The sequence below is a fragment of the Kitasatospora sp. MMS16-BH015 genome, assembly GCF_002943525.1.
In the GTDB taxonomy this organism is placed as follows: Bacteria; Actinomycetota; Actinomycetes; order Streptomycetales; family Streptomycetaceae; genus Kitasatospora.
In genome coordinates this window covers 3,226,691-3,245,894 of record NZ_CP025394.1, presented here as the reverse complement: position 1 = coordinate 3,245,894, position 19,204 = coordinate 3,226,691, and the positions used below count along the sequence as shown (strand labels likewise).

14 protein-coding genes and 1 rRNA gene are annotated in these 19,204 nt (G+C 72.3%); 11 read left to right on the top strand and 4 right to left on the bottom strand.

From position 1 onward, the window contains the following. Nucleotides 1-89 precede the first annotated feature (89 nt). Nucleotides 90-3,983, top strand: coding sequence for a glycosyltransferase family 2 protein (locus CFP65_RS13910; RefSeq protein WP_104816396.1), 3,894 nt, complete (start codon nucleotides 90-92; stop codon nucleotides 3,981-3,983). 3 nt (nucleotides 3,984-3,986) lie between these two features. Then, nucleotides 3,987-5,678 (top strand): DUF5719 family protein, encoded by a 1,692-nt coding sequence (locus CFP65_RS13905; RefSeq protein ID WP_104816395.1) that lies wholly within the window; start codon nucleotides 3,987-3,989, stop codon nucleotides 5,676-5,678. Between the two features lie 39 nt (nucleotides 5,679-5,717). On the opposite strand, the gene CFP65_RS13900 is transcribed toward CFP65_RS13905, so the two are convergent. Next, nucleotides 5,718-6,167, bottom strand: coding sequence for a metallopeptidase family protein (locus CFP65_RS13900; RefSeq protein WP_104816394.1), 450 nt, complete (start codon nucleotides 6,165-6,167; stop codon nucleotides 5,718-5,720). 130 nt (nucleotides 6,168-6,297) lie between these two features. Between CFP65_RS13900 and CFP65_RS13895 the strand changes: the two genes are divergently transcribed. The 6 genes from CFP65_RS13895 to ahcY all read left to right on the top strand — a co-directional run bounded on the left by CFP65_RS13895 (nucleotide 6,298) and on the right by ahcY (nucleotide 12,526). Then, nucleotides 6,298-6,660, top strand: a complete 363-nt coding sequence (locus CFP65_RS13895) for a DUF3499 domain-containing protein (protein WP_254552383.1) — start codon at nucleotides 6,298-6,300, stop codon at nucleotides 6,658-6,660. A 122-nt stretch (nucleotides 6,661-6,782) separates the two neighbouring features. Then, nucleotides 6,783-8,171: a phosphomannomutase/phosphoglucomutase gene (locus tag CFP65_RS13890; RefSeq protein WP_104816392.1), complete on the top strand. Its 1,389-nt coding sequence runs from the start codon at nucleotides 6,783-6,785 to the stop codon at nucleotides 8,169-8,171. Between the two features lie 119 nt (nucleotides 8,172-8,290). Beyond that, nucleotides 8,291-8,473 (top strand): Trm112 family protein, encoded by a 183-nt coding sequence (locus CFP65_RS13885; RefSeq protein WP_104816391.1) that lies wholly within the window; start codon nucleotides 8,291-8,293, stop codon nucleotides 8,471-8,473. Between the two features lie 30 nt (nucleotides 8,474-8,503). Beyond that, nucleotides 8,504-9,703: an SIS domain-containing protein gene (locus CFP65_RS13880; RefSeq protein WP_104816390.1), complete on the top strand. Its 1,200-nt coding sequence runs from the start codon at nucleotides 8,504-8,506 to the stop codon at nucleotides 9,701-9,703. Nucleotides 9,704-9,823: 120 nt separating this feature from the next. Further along, nucleotides 9,824-10,792, top strand: coding sequence for a cation diffusion facilitator family transporter (locus CFP65_RS13875; protein WP_104816389.1), 969 nt, complete (start codon nucleotides 9,824-9,826; stop codon nucleotides 10,790-10,792). Between the two features lie 285 nt (nucleotides 10,793-11,077). Further along, on the top strand, nucleotides 11,078-12,526 hold the full coding sequence (gene ahcY, locus CFP65_RS13870; protein WP_104816388.1) for an adenosylhomocysteinase: 1,449 nt from the start codon (nucleotides 11,078-11,080) through the stop codon (nucleotides 12,524-12,526). 76 nt (nucleotides 12,527-12,602) lie between these two features. Here the strand turns inward: ahcY and CFP65_RS13865 are convergent, their stop codons facing one another. Both CFP65_RS13865 and CFP65_RS13860 read right to left on the bottom strand, forming a co-directional pair. Further along, the gene (locus CFP65_RS13865; RefSeq protein WP_158702166.1) at nucleotides 12,603-13,604 is read right to left on the bottom strand and encodes a hypothetical protein; all 1,002 of its coding nucleotides are present in this window, start codon (nucleotides 13,602-13,604) and stop codon (nucleotides 12,603-12,605) included. Nucleotides 13,605-13,612: 8 nt separating this feature from the next. Then, on the bottom strand, nucleotides 13,613-14,134 hold the full coding sequence (locus CFP65_RS13860) for a SigE family RNA polymerase sigma factor (protein ID WP_254552382.1): 522 nt from the start codon (nucleotides 14,132-14,134) through the stop codon (nucleotides 13,613-13,615). 109 nt (nucleotides 14,135-14,243) lie between these two features. Between CFP65_RS13860 and CFP65_RS13855 the strand changes: the two genes are divergently transcribed. Beyond that, complete coding sequence (locus CFP65_RS13855; RefSeq protein ID WP_104816385.1) at nucleotides 14,244-14,876, top strand: hypothetical protein; 633 nt, start codon at nucleotides 14,244-14,246, stop codon at nucleotides 14,874-14,876. Between the two features lie 9 nt (nucleotides 14,877-14,885). Here the strand turns inward: CFP65_RS13855 and CFP65_RS13850 are convergent, their stop codons facing one another. After that, the gene (locus tag CFP65_RS13850) at nucleotides 14,886-15,764 is read right to left on the bottom strand and encodes an RDD family protein (RefSeq protein WP_104816384.1); all 879 of its coding nucleotides are present in this window, start codon (nucleotides 15,762-15,764) and stop codon (nucleotides 14,886-14,888) included. Nucleotides 15,765-15,941: 177 nt separating this feature from the next. Between CFP65_RS13850 and CFP65_RS13845 the strand changes: the two genes are divergently transcribed. Both CFP65_RS13845 and CFP65_RS13835 read left to right on the top strand, forming a co-directional pair. After that, nucleotides 15,942-16,946, top strand: a complete 1,005-nt coding sequence (locus CFP65_RS13845) for a stage II sporulation protein M (protein WP_104816383.1) — start codon at nucleotides 15,942-15,944, stop codon at nucleotides 16,944-16,946. A 573-nt stretch (nucleotides 16,947-17,519) separates the two neighbouring features. Next, nucleotides 17,520-19,041: ribosomal RNA gene (locus CFP65_RS13835) — 16S ribosomal RNA — on the top strand. The last annotated feature ends 163 nt before the right edge of the window (nucleotides 19,042-19,204 follow it).

Here is a 19,204-nt window from a genome sequence, read left to right as displayed (position 1 = left end):
AGCCAGATGCCCGATCGCATCCCCCGATGCGGCACCGCACCTCGGCCGCCGGAAGCTGCATCCACCGAACACTGGGGCCTGCGCACTCGATGACTGTCCACAGCCACCAGAGCGGCTTCGCCGCCGCCAGGCCTCCCGCCTACCCGCGCCACCTGGTCACCGCGGTGATCGTCTCCCACGACGGCGCCCGCTGGCTGCCGCAGGCCCTGGCCGGCCTGCTCGGCCAGGACCGCCAGGTGCAGCGCATCCTCGCCGTCGACACCGGCTCCACCGACACCTCCCCCCAGCTGCTCCGGGACACCCTCGGCGACTGGTTGCCGGAGAGCGGCCCGCTGGTGCTCGGCCGCCGGGCCGGCTTCGGCAACGCGGTGGGCCAGGCCGTGCAAAGCGCCCCCCCGCTGCGGCCCGAGGACCTCCCGTACAGCCTGGACCCCTCGGGCTACGACCCGGTCACCGGCGGCTGGGACGACTTCGGCGACCCGCTCGGCGCCGAGGACGAACTCGGCCGCAGCGGCCCGCGCGAGACCCGGCCGGTCGAGTGGCTCTGGCTGCTGCACGACGACTGCGAACCGCAGACCGACGCGCTGCGCCGGCTGCTCCAGGTGGCCGACACCACCCCGAGCGCCGCCGTGATCGGCCCCAAGCTGCGCAGCTGGTACGACCGCCGCCAGCTCCTCGAGGTCGGCGTGACGATCGCCCGCTCCGGCCGGCGCTGGACGGGTCTGGACCGCCGCGAGCAGGACCAGGGCCAGCACGACCAGGTGCGGCCGGTGCTCGCCGTCTCCACCGCGGGCATGCTGGTGCGCCGGGACGTGTTCGAGGAGCTCGGCGGCTTCGACCAGGCGCTCCCGCTGATGCGCGACGACACCGACTTCTGCTGGCGGGTCAACGCCGCCGGCCACCGCGTGGTGGTCGCCCCCGACGCCGTGCTCCGGCACGCCGAGGCGGCCAGCCGCGAGCGCCGCTCGATCGACACCGGCACCACGCACCCGCACCGGGTGGACAAGGCCGGCGCCGTCTTCACCCTGCTCGCCAACTCCAAGGGCTCGCTCTTCCCCTACGTCCTGCTCCGGCTGGTGTTCGGCACCGTCTTCCGGGTGATCGCCGACCTGGTCGGCAAGGACCCGCGCCGGGCCTTCGACGAGCTGGCCGGCCTCGGCCACGAACTCGTCCGGCTGCCCCGGATCCTGGCCGCCCGCAAGCGCCGGGCCCGCACCCGCAGCGGCGACCCGCTCGACGACCGCTCGCTCTTCCCCGCCCCCGGCGCCACCGCCCGGCTCGCGGTCGAACAGGCCGTCAGCTCCCTCGGCATCGGCGGCGGGGGCGACGAATCCGGCGCCGGCCGGCACGGCACCGCCGAGTCCGGCCCCGGCGACGAGGACGCCGACGACCTGGTGATCGAGCAGTTCGCACTGCTCAAGAAGCTCGCCCGGCGCCCGGCCCCGCTGCTCTTCACCGCCCTGCTGGTCTTCGCCCTGTTCGCCTGCCGCGGCCTGCTCGGTAGCGGCGACCTGCTCGGCGGCGCGCTGCTGCCCGCCTCCGAGGGCGCCTCCGGCCTCTGGCGGATGTACGCCGAGGGCTGGCACCCCGTCGGCACCGGCTCCACCGCCGGCTCCCCGCCGTACCTGGCCGTGCTCGCCGTGCTCTCCAGCGTGCTGCTCGGCCACGCCGACCTCGCCGTCACCCTGCTGGTGGTGCTCGCCGTGCCGCTCGCGGCCGTCAGCGCCTACCTGGTCTCCCGGCCGCTGATCGAGTCCAAGCTGGTCCGCGCCTGGGCCAGCGCCGCGTACGCGCTGCTGCCCGCCACCGCCGGCGCGCTCGCCCAGGGCCGGATCGGCACCCTGGTGCTGGCCGTGCTGCTGCCGCCGCTGGCCCGCGCCGCCGCGGTCACCGCCGGCCTCGGCATCCGCGCCGAGACCGCCGCCCGGGGCGGCCGCCCCGGCTGGCGGTCCACCTGGATGACCGTGCTGATGCTCACCGTCTGTACCGCGTTCGTGCCGCTCACCTGGGCCATCGCGGTGCCGCTCTCGCTGGCCGCGCTGGCCCACGCGGTGCTGCGTGGCGGGGCCTTCGGCTCCGGCGCCGAGGCCGTCCGGCTGCTCGGCCTGCGCGTGCTGGTGATCCTCGGGGTGCCCGTGCTGGTGCTCGCCCCCTGGTCGCTGGGCGTGCTCTCCCACCCCTCCCGACTGCTGCTGGAGGCCGGGCTGCCCGGCCTGACCGGCTCGCCCGCCACCGCCGCCGGCCTGGTGCTGGTCAACCCCGGCGGCGCCGGGGTGCCGCCGGTCTGGCTCTCCGCCGGCGTGGTGCTGGCCGCGCTCGCCGCGCTGCTGCGCGCCGACCGCCGCCGCGCGGTGCTCGCCGCCTGGGGCGCCGCCGGGGCCGGCCTGCTCTTCGCGGTGGCCGTGGCCGGCACCGCCGTCACCCCCGCCTCCGGCGGCCCGGCCGAGCCCGCCTGGGCCGGCCCGGCCACCCTGCTGGCCGGTGTCGCGCTGCTCGCTGCCGCGGCGATCGGCGCCGACGGCGCCAACGCCCGCGTCGCCGGGATCTCCTTCGGCTGGCGCCAGCCGGTGGCCGCCGTGATCGTGGCCGGGGCCGTGCTGGCCCCGTTCGGCACCGCCGTCTGGTGGGCCGTCACCGGGGCGGCCGGCCCGCTGGGCCGCTCCACCGAGGCCCAGGTGCCCGCCTTCGTCGCCGCCGAGGCCGACACCGTCTCCCGCCCCCGCACCCTGGTGCTCACCGGCGACGCCGGCGCCACCGACGTGCGCTTCGCCCTGGTCCGGGGCGCCGGTCTGACGCTCGGCCAGGCCGAGGGCACCGTGGACAGCTCCGACCCGGCCCAGGCCGGGCTGACCAAGCTGGTCGGCGGGCTGCTCGCGGGCTCCGGCGGCGAGCAGGCCAAGGCGCTGGCCGGGTACGGCGTGGGCTACGTCGAGGTCAAGGACCCGATGATCGCCAAGGTGCGGGACGTGCTCGACACCACCCCGGGCCTCACCAAGCTCAACCAGGAGGGCGGCGCCGCCCTCTGGCAGGTCAGCGGCGCCCCCGTCGCCCGGGCCGTGATCACCGGCGGCAAGGGCCAGCCGGTGCCGGTGGCCGCCGGGGCGCACGACATCTACGTGGACATCCCGGCCGGCCCGGCCGGCCGGGTGCTGCGGCTGGCCGAGAGCGCGGACAGCTCCTGGCAGGCCACCCTGGACGGCACCCCGCTGACGGCCACCGACCCGGTGGACGGCTGGGCCCAGGGCTTCGCCCTGCCGGCCGGCGGCGGCAAGCTGGAGGTCACCCGCAGCACCGACCTGCTGCACAGCGGGTGGATCGCCGCCCAACTGCTGCTCGGCCTCACCGTGCTGGTGCTTGCCCTGCCCGGCCGGCGCAACCACAACGACGACGACCTCCCCGAGGACGTGGTCGCCGCCGCCGCACTGGCCGCCCAGGCGCAGGCCCAGGCCCCGGTGCCCGGCAGCCGCCGGGCCCGCCGGATGGCCGAGCGCGGCGAGGGCGAGACCGGCGAGGAGGCCACCGGCGTCTACGCCGCCGTGCCGGCCCAGACCGGCACCGAGCCCGAGCCCGGCCACCCCGGCCCGGACCAGGGCTACGCCGAGTACCCGACCCCCCAGCCGGCCGGCGCCCCCTACGCGGAGCAGCAGTACGGCGACCCGTACGGCGAGCAGCCGTACGCCGAGCAGTACGGCGACCCGTACGCCCAGCAGGCCTACGCCGAGCCGCAGCAGTACGGCGACCCGTACGCGCAGGCCCCGCAGCCCGGCCAGTACTACGACCCGTACTCCGGCTACCCGGCCCCCGAGCACCAGCAGCAGGCCTGGGTGCCCGGCCAGCAGCCGTACGAGCAGTCCCCGTACGAGCAGCAGCCGCAGGGCTACGAGCAGCAGCCGGGCTACGCCCCCGGTTACGACCCGACGCAGGACCCCGAGGACCCGTACGGCACCGGCGGTCACCCGCACCACCACGGAACGGGGCACTGACCCATGAAGAAGCCCAGCATCAAGGCGCCCAAGCTCAAGGCACCCCAGCTCAAGCGCTCAGGTTCGGGCGCCCCGGCCGAGGGCGGCGCCGGGTACGGCGAGCCCGGTGACGCCACCGCGTCCGGCGGCGCCGCGCCCGCCGGGGGCCGCACGCTGCCCGGGGGCGTCACCCGCACCACCCAGTCGCTGCTCGCCGCGGCGGCCGTGCTGGCCGTGGTGTTCGGCATCGCCGAGCTGCGCCCGCCGGTGGCCCCGGCCGCCGCGGCCACCGGCGGGGCCGTCACCACCACCCAGGTCGAGCGGGTGGCCGCGGTCTGCCCGCAGCCGATCCACGGCCTGACCGGCAGCACCGCCTACACGCTCTACAGCCCGGTCGGGGCCAAGGCCACCGGCGGCAGCGCCGTGCTCGCCGACGTGGCGCCGCCCCCGGCCCAGCCCGCCAACCCCGCGCCCGCCCCGAGCGGCAGCGGCGCCCCGGCGGCCCAGGTGCCGCCCGGCGCCCGCGCGCTGCTGGTCAAGCCCGGCGTGCCGGCCATCGGCCAGGCGGCCGGGGCCGACCAGGCCCCGGGCACGGCGGCCGTGGCCACCGGCGGCTACGCCCCGGGCTTCACGGTCGGCCAGACCAGCATCGTCACCGACCAGGCCGGCACCGGGATGTCCGGGCTGACCTGCACCCCGGCCGGCACCAGCTTCTGGTTCGCCGGCGCGAGCACCGACGGCGACCGGGTCGACTACGTCAGCCTGGTCAACGCCGAGAGCACCGGCGCCGTGGTCGACCTCAAGCTGTACGGCGACAAGGGCCCGATCGACGTGGACGCGGCCAACGGCATCACGCTGGCCCCCGGCACCTCGCAGGCGATCCGGCTCAAGACGCTCGCCCCGGGCGTCAAGGACCTCACCGTGCACGCCGTGGTCCGCAACGGCCGGGTCGGCGCGGGCCTGCACACCACCGACGGCACCAAGGGCGCCGACTGGCTGCCCGCCTCCGTCGAGCCGGCGCCCACGGCGGTGCTGCCCGGTCTGCCCGCCGACGCCACCAACGCCCACCTGGTGGTGGCCGCGCCCGGAGACGACGACGCCGACCTCAAGATCCAGGTCTCCGGCAAGAACGGCTGGTTCACCCCGGCCGGGCACGAGAGCATCCACGTGAAGTCCGGCATGGTCAGCGCGGTCGACCTGGGCCAGGTCACCCGGGGCGAGGTCGGCGCACTCCGGCTCACCCCGAGCGACCCGGCGCACCAGACCCCGATCGTGGCCGGCCTGCGGATCGACCGCAGCCAGAACGGCAAGTCCGACGTGGCCTGGGTCTCCGGCTCCGCGCCGGTCGGCCAGCGCGCCTCGGTGGCCGACAACCGGGGCGGCGGCTCCGGCACGCTCTACCTCACCTCCGCCGGCGAGGCCGCCAAGGTCCGGATCACCGCCTCGGCGGGCATCAACGGCGGCACCCCGGCCACCAAGGAGCTCCCGATCCCGGCCGGAGCCACCGTCAGCCTGCCGAGCCCCGAGCCGAACGGACTGAACGGCAGCTACGGCCTCACCGTGGAGACCCTCTCCGGCGGCCCGGTGGTGGCGGCCCGGATGCTCGCGATCACCACCAACAACGTCCCGATGTTCACCATCCAGGCGCTGCGCGACGACCACAGCACCGTCCAGGTGCCGCAGGCCGCCGCCGACCCGGGAGTCCTGCTGCGGTGACCCGCGCCAGGGGTGCGGCCGACCCGCACCCCTACCTGGTCACTCTTCGTCGAAACGGGGGTCGATCGCGTCGGGCGAGAGCCCGAGGAGGTCGGCCACCTGCTCGATCAGGATCTCGTGCACCAGGGCGGCCCGGTCGTCCCGCGACTTGAAGCGGATCTCGACCGGCCGCCGGTACACCACGATCCGGCTCTTGCCGCCCTGCGTGGCCGGGATCAGCCGCCCCAGCGGCACGCTCTCCGGATCGCCCTCGCCGTCCTCCGGCGAGGGCACCTCCTGCACGGCGAACTCGACCTCGGCCAGCTGCGGCCAGCGGCGCTCCAGCCGCTCCACCGACTCCCGGACGTAGTCGTCGAACAGCTCCGACCGGGTCAGCGAGATCGGCACCTGAGGCGGCGCCAGCGGGCCGCGCAGGCCACGGCCGTGCCGGTCGCGGTGGCGACGGCGTAGCGGCGGCTCTGCCGGGGATCGGTGTGCGGAACTCTCCATGTCACCACCGAGCCTAGCCCTTGGGAGCCCGGAAGTGGACCACCTCGACCACCCTCGCGCCGCCGACACACCCCACTCGGGGGGACCGGGTCTTCGCGGCCCGGTCGTCCGTGCTGTACCGTCCACCCTCGTGAGCTCTGTACGTCGTTGTTCGCGGACCGCGTGCGGCCGACCGGCCGTCGCGACGCTGACGTACGTCTACGCGGACTCCACCGCCGTCCTCGGCCCGCTCGCCACCTACGCCGAGCCGCACTGCTACGACCTGTGCGCCGAGCACGCCGAGCGCCTCACCGCCCCCCGCGGCTGGGAGGTCGTCCGCCTGGCCGCCGAGGCCGGCCCGCTCCGCCGCAGCAGCGACGACCTCGAGGCCCTGGCCAACGCCGTCCGCGAGGCCGCCCGCCCGCAGCCCTCGACCCCCCGTCAGCCCCAGCCCGGCCAGCCCGAGGCCGGCCGCCGGGGCCACCTGCGGGTGCTGCGCTCCCCGGACAACTGACCTTCACCTCCCCGCCCGTCAGCTGCGGTTCACCCTCCCGCCGCATCAGGCCCGGTACGCTGCCTACGTCCGATGCGGGGCCTGTGCGACGGGCCGAACCCCCAACACCTGATGGAGCGGTAGTGCGGGACCTGAAGCAGTTGGTGAAGGCGTACGACGTGCGTGGCGTGGTCCCGGACCAGTGGGACGAGGGCCTGTCGCGGGCGTTCGGTGCGGCGTTCGTGCGGGTGGTCGGGGCCGCGGCGGTCGTGGTGGGCCACGACATGCGCCCGTCCTCGCCGTCGCTGTCGCGGGCGTTCGCCGAGGGCGCGGCCGCCTCGGGTGCGGACGTGGTCGAGATCGGGCTCTGCTCGACCGACCAGCTGTACTACGCCTCCGGGTCGATGGACCTGCCCGGTGCGATGTTCACCGCCTCCCACAACCCGGCCCAGTACAACGGCATCAAGCTCTGCCGGGCCGGCGCGGCCCCGGTCGGCCAGGACACCGGCCTGTCCGAGATCCGCGAGCTCGTCGAGTCCTGGACGGCCGCGGACGGCACCGTCACCGTCCCGCCGCTGGAGGGCGTCAAGCCCGGCTCGCTCTCGCAGGCGGAGACGCTGCGCGGCTACGCGGACCACCTGCTGGGGCTGGTGGACCTGACGGGGATCCGGCCGTTGAAGGTCGTGGTGGACGCGGGCAACGGCATGGGCGGGCACACCGTCCCGACGGTCTTCGAGGGTCTGCCGCTGGAGGTGGACGCGCTGTACTTCGAGCTGGACGGCACGTTCCCCAACCACGAGGCGAACCCGTTGGACCCGGCGAACCTGGTGGATCTGCAGGCGCGGGTGCGGGAGGTCGGTGCGGATCTGGGGCTGGCGTTCGACGGCGACGCGGACCGCTGCTTCGTCGTGGACGAGCGCGGTGAGCCGGTCTCGCCGTCGGCGATCACGGCGCTGGTCGCGGCCCGCGAGATCGCCCGCGCCCGCGCCGCCGGCGAGGCGGAGCCGACGGTCATCCACAACCTGATCACCTCGTGGACGGTGCCGGAGGTGGTGCGGGAGCTGGGTGGCAAGCCGGTGCGGACCCGGGTGGGGCACTCCTTCATCAAGCAGGAGATGGCCACCACCGACGCCGTCTTCGGCGGGGAGCACTCCGCGCACTACTACTTCCGGGACTTCTGGCGCGCCGACACCGGCATGCTCGCCGCCCTGCACGTCCTGGCAGCCCTGGGCGGCCAGCACGGCACCCTCTCCGCACTGACCGCCGAGTACGACCGCTACGCGGCCTCCGGCGAGATCAACTCCACCGTCACCGACCAGACCGCCAAGGTCGCCGAGGTCCGCGCCGCCTACGAAGGCCAGGCGGGGGTCACCCTCGACACCCTCGACGGCCTGACTGTCGCCGGCCCCGACTGGTGGTTCAACCTCCGCGCCTCCAACACCGAACCGTTGCTGCGGTTGAACGTGGAGGCGAAGGACCCGGCTCGGATGGCGGAGCTGCGTGACAGCGTGCTGGCCACCGTCCGCGCCTGAGACTCACTCCCCGCCGCACCCGCTTTCTGCCACACCCCGAGCCCCGACCGGTAGGCTGATCCCCGGTCGGGGCTCGATCAGCTCCCCGCAGCACCCGTACGAACCTGGAGCCCAGAGCCATGAGCCTGCCGTCCTTCCTGCTCGACATCCTGGTCTGCCCCCAGTGCCACTCGGCCCTCGCAGAGCAGACCGAGGGTGCGGACACCGAGCTGCGCTGCACCGGTGAGAGCTGCGGCCTGGTCTACCCCGTCCGCGACGGCATCCCGGTCCTCCTGGTGGACGAGGCCCGCCGCCCCTCCTGACCCGCACGCCCTCTCCCGGAGGACAGCCGCATGCTCGACGACTCCCTGCTCGACGACCCGGCCGCCCTCCAGCGCGCCGACCACGAGCACGCCCTGCTCCGCCTGGCCGGCGCGGGGGCCCGTGTCCGGAACGCGCTGCGGCTCGCCGAGGCGGCCGGGATCGCCCAGCTGCGGCCCGACGGCCGCCCGCGCACGGTGCTGGTGGCCGGTCACGGCGCCGCGCTGACGGCAGGGCAGGCGCTGGCCGCGCTGACCGCGACGAGCAGTCAGATCGACACCCTGGCCCCGCACGACGTGGCCCCCGTCCAGCACGGCCGGCTCGCCACCCCCGCGTTCACCGCCGGGCTGGTCTGGCAGCTGCCGGGCTGGGCCGGTCCGCTGGACCTGGTGGTGCTGGCCACCGCCGACGGCGGCGAGCAGGGCCTGGTGAGCCTGGCCCAGCAGGCCTACGCCCGGGGCTGCGCGATCGCCGTGATCGCCCCGGCCGGCAGCCTGCTGGCCGATGCCGCGCTCCAGGTCCGCGCGCTGCCACTGCCGTACGTGGCCGCCGCCCCGTACGAGGCCGAGGAGGAGAGCGGCCCGGCCGAGGCCGACCTGCCCGCCGAGGAGGTCGGCGCGCTCTGGGCCTTCCTGACCCCGCTGCTCGCGCTCACCGAGGAGCTCGGCGTCACCCAGCTGCCCGAGGGTTCGTTGGCGGGCGCCGCCGACCTGCTGGACGAGCTCGCCGTCCGCTGCCGCCCGGACGCCGCCGCGTACACCAACCCCGCCAAGGACCTGGCCGCCCGGCTCTCCGGTACCGTTCCGCTGCTCTGGGCCGACGGCCCGCTCAGCGCGGTGGCCGCCGAGCGCTTCGCCGCGATGCTGGCCGAGCGGGCCGGCCGCCCCGCGCTGCCCGGGGTGCTGCCGCAGGTGCTCACCGCCCACCGGGGCATGCTGGTGGCCAAGCTCGGCGCCGCCGCCGACCCGGACGACTTCTTCCGCGACCGGGTGGAGGAGCCCGACCCGCTGCTGCTCCAGGTGGTGCTGCTGCGCCGGGCCGCCGCCGAGGAGGACGAGTACACCGACCCCGGGTACGCGATCAGCCGGGCCCGCCGCCTGGCGGACGCCCACGGCATCCGCACCAGCGACCTCACCACCCCCGAGGCCGACCCGCTCAGGGCGCTTGCCGAGCTGATCGCCCTGGGCGACTTCGCCGCCGTCTACCTGGCCCTGGCCACCCCGGCGGGCTGAGCCGGCGCGGCCAAGACCGTCCCAAGCCCTGACCAAAGCTCAGCAAACTCCCCGTCACGGGATAACGTGTCCGCTCGGCACCAGCCGTACCGACAACCCAGCCCAGCGGGAGGGCCCAGCATGAGCACCGAAGGCGGCACCAAAGCACTGGTGGCGGCCCTCTCGGCCAACCTGGCGATCGCGGTCAGCAAGTTCACCGCCTTCGCCTTCACCGGCTCCTCCTCGATGCTCGCCGAGGGCGTCCACTCGCTGGCCGACTCCGGCAACCAGGTGCTGCTGCTGGTCGGCGGCAAGCGGGCCGCCCGCGAGGCCGACAGCCAGCACCCCTTCGGCTACGGCCGCGAGCGGTACGTCTACGGCTTCCTGGTCGCCATCGTGCTGTTCAGCGTCGGCGGGCTGTTCGCCTGCTACGAGGGCTACGAGAAGATCCACGACCCGCACGAGCTGCACGGCTGGGGCTGGGCGGTCGGCGTGCTGGTCTTCGCGATCCTGATGGAGGGCTGGTCGTTCCTCACCGCCTTCCGGGAGGCCGGCAAGGCCAAGGGCGGCCACAGCTGGGTGCAGTACATCCGCCGGGCCAAGGCGCCCGAGCTGCCGGTGGTGCTGCTGGAGGACGCCGGCGCGCTGATCGGCCTGGTGCTCGCCCTGCTCGGCGTCTCGCTCACCGTGATCACCGGCGACGGGGTCTGGGACGGCGTCGGCACGCTCTGCATCGGCCTGCTGCTGGTGGCCATCGCCATCGTGCTGGCCCTGGAGACCAAGTCGCTGCTGATCGGCGAGTCGGCCGACAAGGAGGTGGTGGCCCAGATCCGCGACGCGCTGGTCGACCACGACACCGTCACCGACGTGATCCACATGCGCACCCTGCACCTCGGCCCGGAGGAGCTGCTGGTCGCGGCCAAGATCGCGGTCAACGCGGAGGACAGCGCCGCCCAGGTCGCCGAGGCGATCGACGCCGCCGAGGTCCGGGTCCGCCGGGCCGTCCCGATCGCCCGCGCGATCTACCTCGAACCTGACATCTTCAGCGCCGAGAAGGCCGCCGCCGGCCCGGACCGCGAGGCCACCCCCGGCGGCCCGGCCCAGCACTGACCTCCGGTCCGAGCCCCTTCCGAGCCCCCCGGGCGGCAGTTCGCGCCCCCGAATCGGCCGTACGGAGCCCGTGCGAATACGCCGTCGGTGTAGATTCGTCTCCAGAGCCAAACGTCGCTGCTGATGGCGGTCGATCGGTCCTGCCCGGCTACCCCGGGCACCCGGTCGAGGGAGAGAGGTCCTCCGACGGATTGTGCCGCAGCAGGGTGCCGAGCCGTCGGGCACTCTGCCGTCGAGCACACCCGGACGAGACTCATCCCACCCCTCAGCGAGGAGCCAAGACGCATGTCGTCGAACATCACCGGTGACTTCAAGGTCGCCGACCTCTCCCTGGCGTCGTTCGGTCGCAAGGAGATCCAGCTGGCCGAGCACGAGATGCCGGGCCTGATGGCCATCCGCAAGGAGTACGCGGCCTCCCAGCCGCTGGCCGGCGCCCGCATCACCGGCTCGCTGCACATGACCATCCAGACCGCCGTGCTGATCGAGACGCTCACCGCGCTCGGCGCCGAGGTCCGCTGGTGCTCCTGCAACATCTTCTCCACCCAGGACCACGCGGCCGCCGCCATCGCCGTCGGCCCCGAGGGCACCGTCGACAACCCGACCGGTGTCCCGGTCTTCGCCTGGAAGGGCGAGACCCTGGACGAGTACTGGTGGTGCACCGAGCAGGCGCTCACCTGGCCGAACGGCCAGACCCCGAACATGATCCTGGACGACGGCGGCGACGCCACCCTCCTGATCCACAAGGGCGTCGAGTTCGAGAAGGCCGGCGCCGCGCCGGACCCGTCCACCGCCGACAACGACGAGTTCCGCATCATCCTGGAGCTCCTCAACCGCACCCTGGTCGAGGCCCCCTCCAAGTGGACCGAGATGGCGGCCACCATCAAGGGCGTGACGGAGGAGACCACCACGGGTGTCCACCGCCTGTACGAGATGCACCGTGACGGCAAGCTGCTGTTCCCGGCGATCAACGTCAACGACGCGGTGACCAAGTCGAAGTTCGACAACAAGTACGGCTGCCGTCACTCGCTGATCGACGGCATCAACCGGGCGACCGATGTGCTGATCGGTGGCAAGGTCGCCGTCGTCGCGGGCTACGGCGACGTGGGCAAGGGCTGCGCGGAGTCGCTGCGCGGCCAGGGCGCCCGGGTGATCGTGACCGAGATCGACCCGATCTGCGCGCTGCAGGCGGCGATGGACGGCTACCAGGTGACCACCCTGGAGGAGGTCGTCGGAATCGCGGACATCTTCATCACCACCACGGGCAACAAGGACATCATCCTTGCCGAGCACATGGAGAAGATGAAGCACCAGGCGATCGTCGGCAACATCGGCCACTTCGACAACGAGATCGACATCGCCGGTCTCTCGAAGCTCCCCGGCATCGTGAAGACCGAGATCAAGCCGCAGGTCCACGAGTGGCGCTTCGCGGACGGCCACACGATCATCATGCTGTCCGAGGGCCGCCTGCTGAACCTGGGCAACGCGACGGGCCACCCGTCCTTCGTGATGTCCAACTCCTTCGCGAACCAGACGATCGCGCAGATCGAGCTCTTCACGAAGACCGAGGAGTACCCGGTCGGCGTCTACGTGCTCCCGAAGCACCTGGACGAGAAGGTGGCCCGCCTCCACCTGGACGCCCTCGGCGTGAAGCTGACCGTCCTCTCCAAGGACCAGGCCGACTACATCGGCGTCCCGGTCGAGGGCCCGTACAAGCCCGAGCAGTACCGCTACTGATCCCCAGTCAGCGCCAGTCGGTGCCAGTCGATGGCCGGCACCCCCGCACGGGGGTGCCGGCCATCGGCCTGTCCGATCAGCCGAAGGCCTGGGTGGTCCAGTTCCGCTGGTCGTCGCCCAGCAGGGTGACCTGCTTCAGCCAAGCCGCCGCACCGCCGACGGGCGCCAGCGGGTCCTCGCTGCCGGACCAGTACGCACAGATGCTCATCCCGGCGTCCAGGCGGCAGGCCCGGCCCGGCCGCGCCGGCAAGATCTCCGCACGGGACGCGGGGTCGACGGTCACCGCGACCTCGCCGCTCGCCCCGGTCCAATGCGCGCTGAACGCCCAAGGGCTGGTCCGTCGGCCGGTGGCGGCGTCGATACGGGTGGCGCTGTTCACCGCCAGGTCGAGGGTGACGGTGAGGACCCTGAAGTCGGCGGGCAGCTTCGGCAGCGTCAGCGGCAGCGGCACCGGCGCATCGCCGAAGACCACGTCTGCCGCGATCTGCGGCAAGTCCGCCAGTTCGGCCGCGCTCAGGTTCTCTGCGAGCAGGGTGGCCCAGTCGCCGTGAACTGTCCGCCACATCAGCGTCCGCTTCGGCCCGCCGTTGGTGGACGGACTGCTCAGATAGGCCTCCCCACCGTTGATCCGGTCGAGGTGCTGCCAGGAGCCGGTTATTGCCTCAGGTGGCATCTGCTCCGAGCTGTACCGCTTCAAGATCACGGCCCGGCCGCCCGGTCCGGGCGAGCCGTCCTCGGCCCGCACCCCCGTCCCCACACCGATCGCAGTGAAGGTGGCTTTCACGGCCCAGCTCGGCAGCCACCCGAAGCGCGCCGGGGCGACGAGCGGATCCGTACCCGTCCTCGGTGCCGGGGAGGCCGTCGCGGGGGCAGTCGGCAGCACGGGAGTCCGACCCGGAGTGGTCTGGGCAAGCACGCCGCAGGCCACCGTCACCACCGCCAGGGCCGCCGCCCCCATCGCGAACCGCCGGCGGCGGATCCGTCCCCGCCCCGCCCGGATCGCCGCTCCGGCGTCCACCGCAGTGGCCGGCGCCTCACCGCTCACCAACTCGTCCATCAACAGCGTCAGTTCATCCATCTCCCGGTTCACGCCTCGACACCCCCCAGCCGGTTGACCCCGAGGCTGCGCCGCAGTGCGTCCAGCCCCCGCGAGGTCTGACTCTTCACATTGCCCGACGAACACCTGAGGGCCTCCGCCGTCTGCTCCACCGTCAGGTCGCAGTAGTAGCGCAGCACCACCGTCGCCCGCTGCCGCGGCGGCAGACCGGTCAGCGCCCGCCGCAGGTCCACCGCGGCCGCCACGTCCGGTGGCGCCTCTATGGCCCCGAACTCGCCCGAGGCCGGCTCCTCAGCCCGGCGCCGCCACCAGGGCGAGCGCTGCTCGGCCAAGAAGGTGTTGACCAGCACCACCCGCGCATAGGCGTCCCGACTGGTCGCCTGACCGGCCCGGTGCCAGTTGGTGTAGAGCTTGGTGATGGTCTCCTGCACGAGATCGTCCGCCCGGTGCCAGTCCGAGCAGAGCAGGTAGGCCACTTTGCGCAGCCACCCGCCCCTGGACGCCACGTACTCGGCGAACTCCGCGTCGCGCGACTGTTCCCCCGTCGACAAGGGCCCTCCCTCCGTCCTCCCCCGGTGGCCCCGGTCCCCGGCACCACCCGCATCACTGATGCCGGACACCCCCGGGAGGTTGCATCCCCGTGCCCGTAGGCTTTCGCCCATGCCCAACGGCCGCTACTCGCTGCACGACAGCCACGACCGACTCCCGATCGGGGAGGAACGCTTCAGCTGCGCCCCCGGCCCGGCCGGCTGGCGGTACGTCTCCAAGACCTACGCCCCGGACGGCGCGCTGCTCGCCACCACCGACCTCACCCTCGACTCCCGCTCCCGCCCGCTCCGGCTGGAGCTGCGGGCCGGCGGCTGGCAGGTCCGCGGGGGAGCGGTGGACGGCGTCGCCTGGGTCCGCACCGACGCCGCCGACCCGGCGGGCGCGGAGGCCCAGGAGGGCTACGACAAGGCGCACGCCTTCACCGGCAGCTCCCCGGGCTTTCTGATCGCCACCGCCCGCCTGCTCCGTCTGGAGCCGGGCGCGAGCGCCAAGGTGCGGCTGGTCGCCTTCACCGACCCGGTGCTCGCCCCGCGCACCCTCGACCAGGCCTGGCTGCTCGAATCCGTGGAGACCCACTCCACCGACAGTGGCCCGCTGCTGGTCGAGCAGTACCAGGTCGCCGACCTCGCCACCGGCGAGCAGGGCATCGTCCACCTGGCCGGCGACGTGGTCCTCTCCGCCCCCGGCATCGAACTCGAGGAACTCGACACCCCGCCCAACCCGCGCCGCTTGGACCCGAGTTAGCCCCAGCGCTCAGGCGGGCGGCGCGAACCCACCCTCGGTCCGCTGCTCCACCTCGGGGGCCGGAGCCGGAGCCGCTGCGTACGGCTGTTGCCGTTGTTGCTGCTGCTGGTACACGGGGGGAGCGGCCGGGCGGCCCACCGCCTGGGCCCACTCACGCCGCTGACGCTCCGCCAGCACCGCCCCGAGGTACGCGACCGGGGGCACCCCGTACGGCACCTCGCGCCCGGTCCGGGCCACCACCTCGCCGATCAGCTGCTGCCCCATCCGCGCGGCCACGGCCTGGTCCAGCTGACCCAGCCGGCCGAGGTACTGCCGCAGCGCGAGCCAGAGCCCGTCCGGCACGGCCGACAGGTCGAGGCCCGCCGTCTCGGCGCCCACCAGGTGGGCCAGCTGCGGCGGCAGCGCGGGCAGCACCGGCCGACCGGCCCCGGGCACCCGCTCGCGGACCACCAGCGTGCCGGCGAACACGTCACCGAGCCGCCGCCCCTCGGCCGAGGCGAGCGAGCAGATCACGGCGGGCACGCCCATCAGCATCAGCAGCTCGATGAACCCGACCAGCCCGCGCACCAGCGCGTGCCGGAACCGCACCGGCCCGCCGTCCGCCCGCACCACCCGCAGCCCGAGGGCCAGCTTCCCGAGCGAGCGCCCCCGGCTGAGCGTCTCCACCAGCACCGGCACCCCGACCAGGAATCCCACGGTCATCCCGAGCGAGATCGCGGCCGCCGCGGCACCGTCCAGCCCGGGGGCGGCGAAGGCGAGCACGATCAGCCCGCCGGCCAGGCCCGCCCACTCCACCGCCAGATCCAGCAGCAGCGCCAGCGCCCGGCTGGGCAGCTTCGCCGCCCGCAGCCCGAGGGCGACCGCCTCACCCGTGACCAGTCCGCTCACAGCACCCCGTCCGTTCCCCGCTCCACCGTTCACCACCTGGCCGTTCCCCCGCCGGCCCAGCGGTTCACAGTACGGTGACCCCCCTCCACCGGGAAGACGCCGCCCCTCCTCTGGCAAGCTGGCCCGGCCCCGCCGTAACCGCCCAGCCGACCGAGCAGATCTCCGGGAGCGAGCCGCATGGACCTCGACGTCTTCGTCGCCGCCCACCAACCCGAGTGGCACCGCCTGGAGACCCTCAGCCGCCGGCGCCGCCTCACCGGCGAGGAGGCCGACGAACTGGTCACCCTCTACCAGCGCGCCACCGCCCACCTGGCCCAGGTCCAGTCCGCAGCCCCCGACCCCACCCTCGAAGGCCGCCTCACCACCCTGGTCGCCCGAGCCCGCAGCGCCGTCACCGGCAGCCGCCAGGCCTCCTGGCGCGACGTCTCCCGCTACTACACGGTGAGCTTCCCGGCGGCCCTCTACCGCTCGCGCCGCTGGTGGCTCCCGATCGCGGTGATCTCCGTCCTCGCCTCGGCCCTGATCGCCTGGTGGATAGCCGCCCACCCCGAGGTCCGCGACACCCTGGCCACCCCCGACCACCTCCGCGAGCTGACCCGGCCCGGCGGCGAGTACGAGACCTACTACACCGACCGCCCCGCCAGCTCCTTCGCCGCCCAGGTGTGGACCAACAACGCCTGGGTCGCCGCCCAGTGCCTGATCTTCGGCGTCCTCCTCGGCATCCCCGTCCTCTGGGTCCTCCTCACCAACATCCTCAACCTCGGCGTCGGCCTGGGCCTGATGGCCTCCGCGGGCCGCCTCGACCTCTTCCTCGGCCTCCTCCTCCCGCACGGCCTCCTCGAACTCACCGCCGTCTTCGTCGCCGCCGGCCTGGGCCTGCGCCTCGGCTGGACCGTCATCTCCCCGGGCCCACGCCTGCGCCGCACCGCCCTCGCCGAAGAGGGCCGCGCCACCATCGGCATGGCCGTGGGCCTGGCCACCACCCTCTTTGTGAGCGGCATCCTCGAAGCCTTCGTCACCCCGTCCCCCCTCCCCACCTGGGCCCGCATCACCATCGGTGCCGTCGCCGAGACCCTCTTCCTCCTCTACGCCCTCCTCCTCGGCCGCCACGCCGCCGCCCAGGGCGAACACGGTGACGTACCGGAGTCGGACCGGGAGGACCTCCAACCGGTCGCCGCCTGAGCACACGTGTGCGGATCATGCCGCTGACCTGCTAGTCTTCTCGTCAGCCCGGAAAAACCATTGACCTGGATTTGACGAGCTAGTAGGTTTGAACGGTTGAGACCGACTGGACACAGTCGCCACCAGGCGTTAAGGTCTACGGCAGAGCCAAGCTGAGGCGAGGGCGTCCGGATGGATGTCGGCCCGGCAAGGCCAATCCCCTGAGACTGACCAGTGAAAAGCGTTTGATACGCTTTATCTCGAAGTCGAAGAAATCCCCCCAGTGGGAATCAGAAGAATCGAAACTCCGGAAAACGGAGCGGAAATCATCTGGTAAGCTGGAAACACGAAAGAACGAAGCCCGGAGGGCCTCGCCGGAAGGCGGCTCGAAGGAAGCGTCCGTTCCTTGAGAACTCAACAGCGTGCCAAAAGTCAACGCCAGATATGTTGACATCCCCGGCCTGAACCGATCGGTTCGGGTTGGAGATTCCTTTAGTAACAAAACACAGCGAGGATGCAGTGCGCGGGGCCGCCCTATTCCGGTGGTTGCCGTGCCGCTCAACGCGAGTGTCACCCGGCTTGGTCCGGAAAACATTCACGGAGAGTTTGATCCTGGCTCAGGACGAACGCTGGCGGCGTGCTTAACACATGCAAGTCGAACGATGAAGCTCTTCGGAGTGGATTAGTGGCGAACGGGTGAGTAACACGTGGGAAATCTGCCCTGCACTCTGGGACAAGCCTTGGAAACGAGGTCTAATACCGGATATGACCTTCCTCCGCATGGGGGTTGGTGGAAAGCTCCGGCGGTGCAGGATGATCCCGCGGCCTATCAGCTTGTTGGTGGGGTAACGGCCCACCAAGGCGACGACGGGTAGCCGGCCTGAGAGGGCGACCGGCCACACTGGGACTGAGACACGGCCCAGACTCCTACGGGAGGCAGCAGTGGGGAATATTGCACAATGGGCGAAAGCCTGATGCAGCGACGCCGCGTGAGGGATGACGGCCTTCGGGTTGTAAACCTCTTTCAGCAGGGAAGAAGCGCAAGTGACGGTACCTGCAGAAGAAGCACCGGCTAACTACGTGCCAGCAGCCGCGGTAATACGTAGGGTGCGAGCGTTGTCCGGAATTATTGGGCGTAAAGAGCTCGTAGGCGGCCTGTCGCGTCGGATGTGAAAGCCCGGGGCTTAACCCCGGGTCTGCATTCGATACGGGCAGGCTAGAGTGTGGTAGGGGAGATCGGAATTCCTGGTGTAGCGGTGAAATGCGCAGATATCAGGAGGAACACCGGTGGCGAAGGCGGATCTCTGGGCCATTACTGACGCTGAGGAGCGAAAGCGTGGGGAGCGAACAGGATTAGATACCCTGGTAGTCCACGCCGTAAACGTTGGGAACTAGGTGTTGGCGACATTCCACGTCGTCGGTGCCGCAGCTAACGCATTAAGTTCCCCGCCTGGGGAGTACGGCCGCAAGGCTAAAACTCAAAGGAATTGACGGGGGCCCGCACAAGCAGCGGAGCATGTGGCTTAATTCGACGCAACGCGAAGAACCTTACCAAGGCTTGACATATACCGGAAACGGCTAGAGATAGTCGCCCCCTTGTGGTCGGTATACAGGTGGTGCATGGTTGTCGTCAGCTCGTGTCGTGAGATGTTGGGTTAAGTCCCGCAACGAGCGCAACCCTTGTTCTGTGTTGCCAGCATGCCTTTCGGGGTGATGGGGACTCACAGGAGACTGCCGGGGTCAACTCGGAGGAAGGTGGGGACGACGTCAAATCATCATGCCCCTTATGTCTTGGGCTGCACACGTGCTACAATGGTCGGTACAAAGGGCTGCGATGCCGCGAGGCGGAGCGAATCCCAAAAAGCCGGCCTCAGTTCGGATTGGGGTCTGCAACTCGACCCCATGAAGTTGGAGTTGCTAGTAATCGCAGATCAGCATGCTGCGGTGAATACGTTCCCGGGCCTTGTACACACCGCCCGTCACGTCACGAAAGTCGGTAACACCCGAAGCCGGTGGCCTAACCCTTGGGAGGGAGCCGTCGAAGGTGGGACCAGCGATTGGGACGAAGTCGTAACAAGGTAGCCGTACCGGAAGGTGCGGCTGGATCACCTCCTTTCTAAGGAGCACATAGCCGGTTGCGAGCGAATGTCTCGCACGGTTGCTCATGGGTGGAACGTTGACTATTCGGCACACTGGGTGATGGTTCGTTAGTACTGCTTCGGCGTGGAAAACGTATCCAGAGTCTGGTGGGTCGGGCACGTTGTTGGGTCCTGAGGGAA

Excerpts from the sequence above, each read along its gene's own strand:
- CFP65_RS13910 (WP_104816396.1), top strand. The coding sequence starts at position 90 with ATGACTGTCCACAGCCACCAGAGCGGCTTCGCCGCCGCCAGGCCTCCC.
- CFP65_RS13905 (WP_104816395.1), top strand. The coding sequence starts at position 3,987 with ATGAAGAAGCCCAGCATCAAGGCGCCCAAGCTCAAGGCACCCCAGCTC.
- CFP65_RS13900 (WP_104816394.1), bottom strand. The coding sequence starts at position 6,167 with ATGGAGAGTTCCGCACACCGATCCCCGGCAGAGCCGCCGCTACGCCGT.
- CFP65_RS13885 (WP_104816391.1), top strand. The coding sequence starts at position 8,291 with ATGAGCCTGCCGTCCTTCCTGCTCGACATCCTGGTCTGCCCCCAGTGC.
- CFP65_RS13880 (WP_104816390.1), top strand. The coding sequence starts at position 8,504 with ATGCTCGACGACTCCCTGCTCGACGACCCGGCCGCCCTCCAGCGCGCC.
- CFP65_RS13875 (WP_104816389.1), top strand. The coding sequence starts at position 9,824 with ATGAGCACCGAAGGCGGCACCAAAGCACTGGTGGCGGCCCTCTCGGCC.
- ahcY (WP_104816388.1), top strand. The coding sequence starts at position 11,078 with ATGTCGTCGAACATCACCGGTGACTTCAAGGTCGCCGACCTCTCCCTG.
- CFP65_RS13865 (WP_158702166.1), bottom strand. The coding sequence starts at position 13,604 with ATGGATGAACTGACGCTGTTGATGGACGAGTTGGTGAGCGGTGAGGCG.
- CFP65_RS13855 (WP_104816385.1), top strand. The coding sequence starts at position 14,244 with ATGCCCAACGGCCGCTACTCGCTGCACGACAGCCACGACCGACTCCCG.
- CFP65_RS13845 (WP_104816383.1), top strand. The coding sequence starts at position 15,942 with ATGGACCTCGACGTCTTCGTCGCCGCCCACCAACCCGAGTGGCACCGC.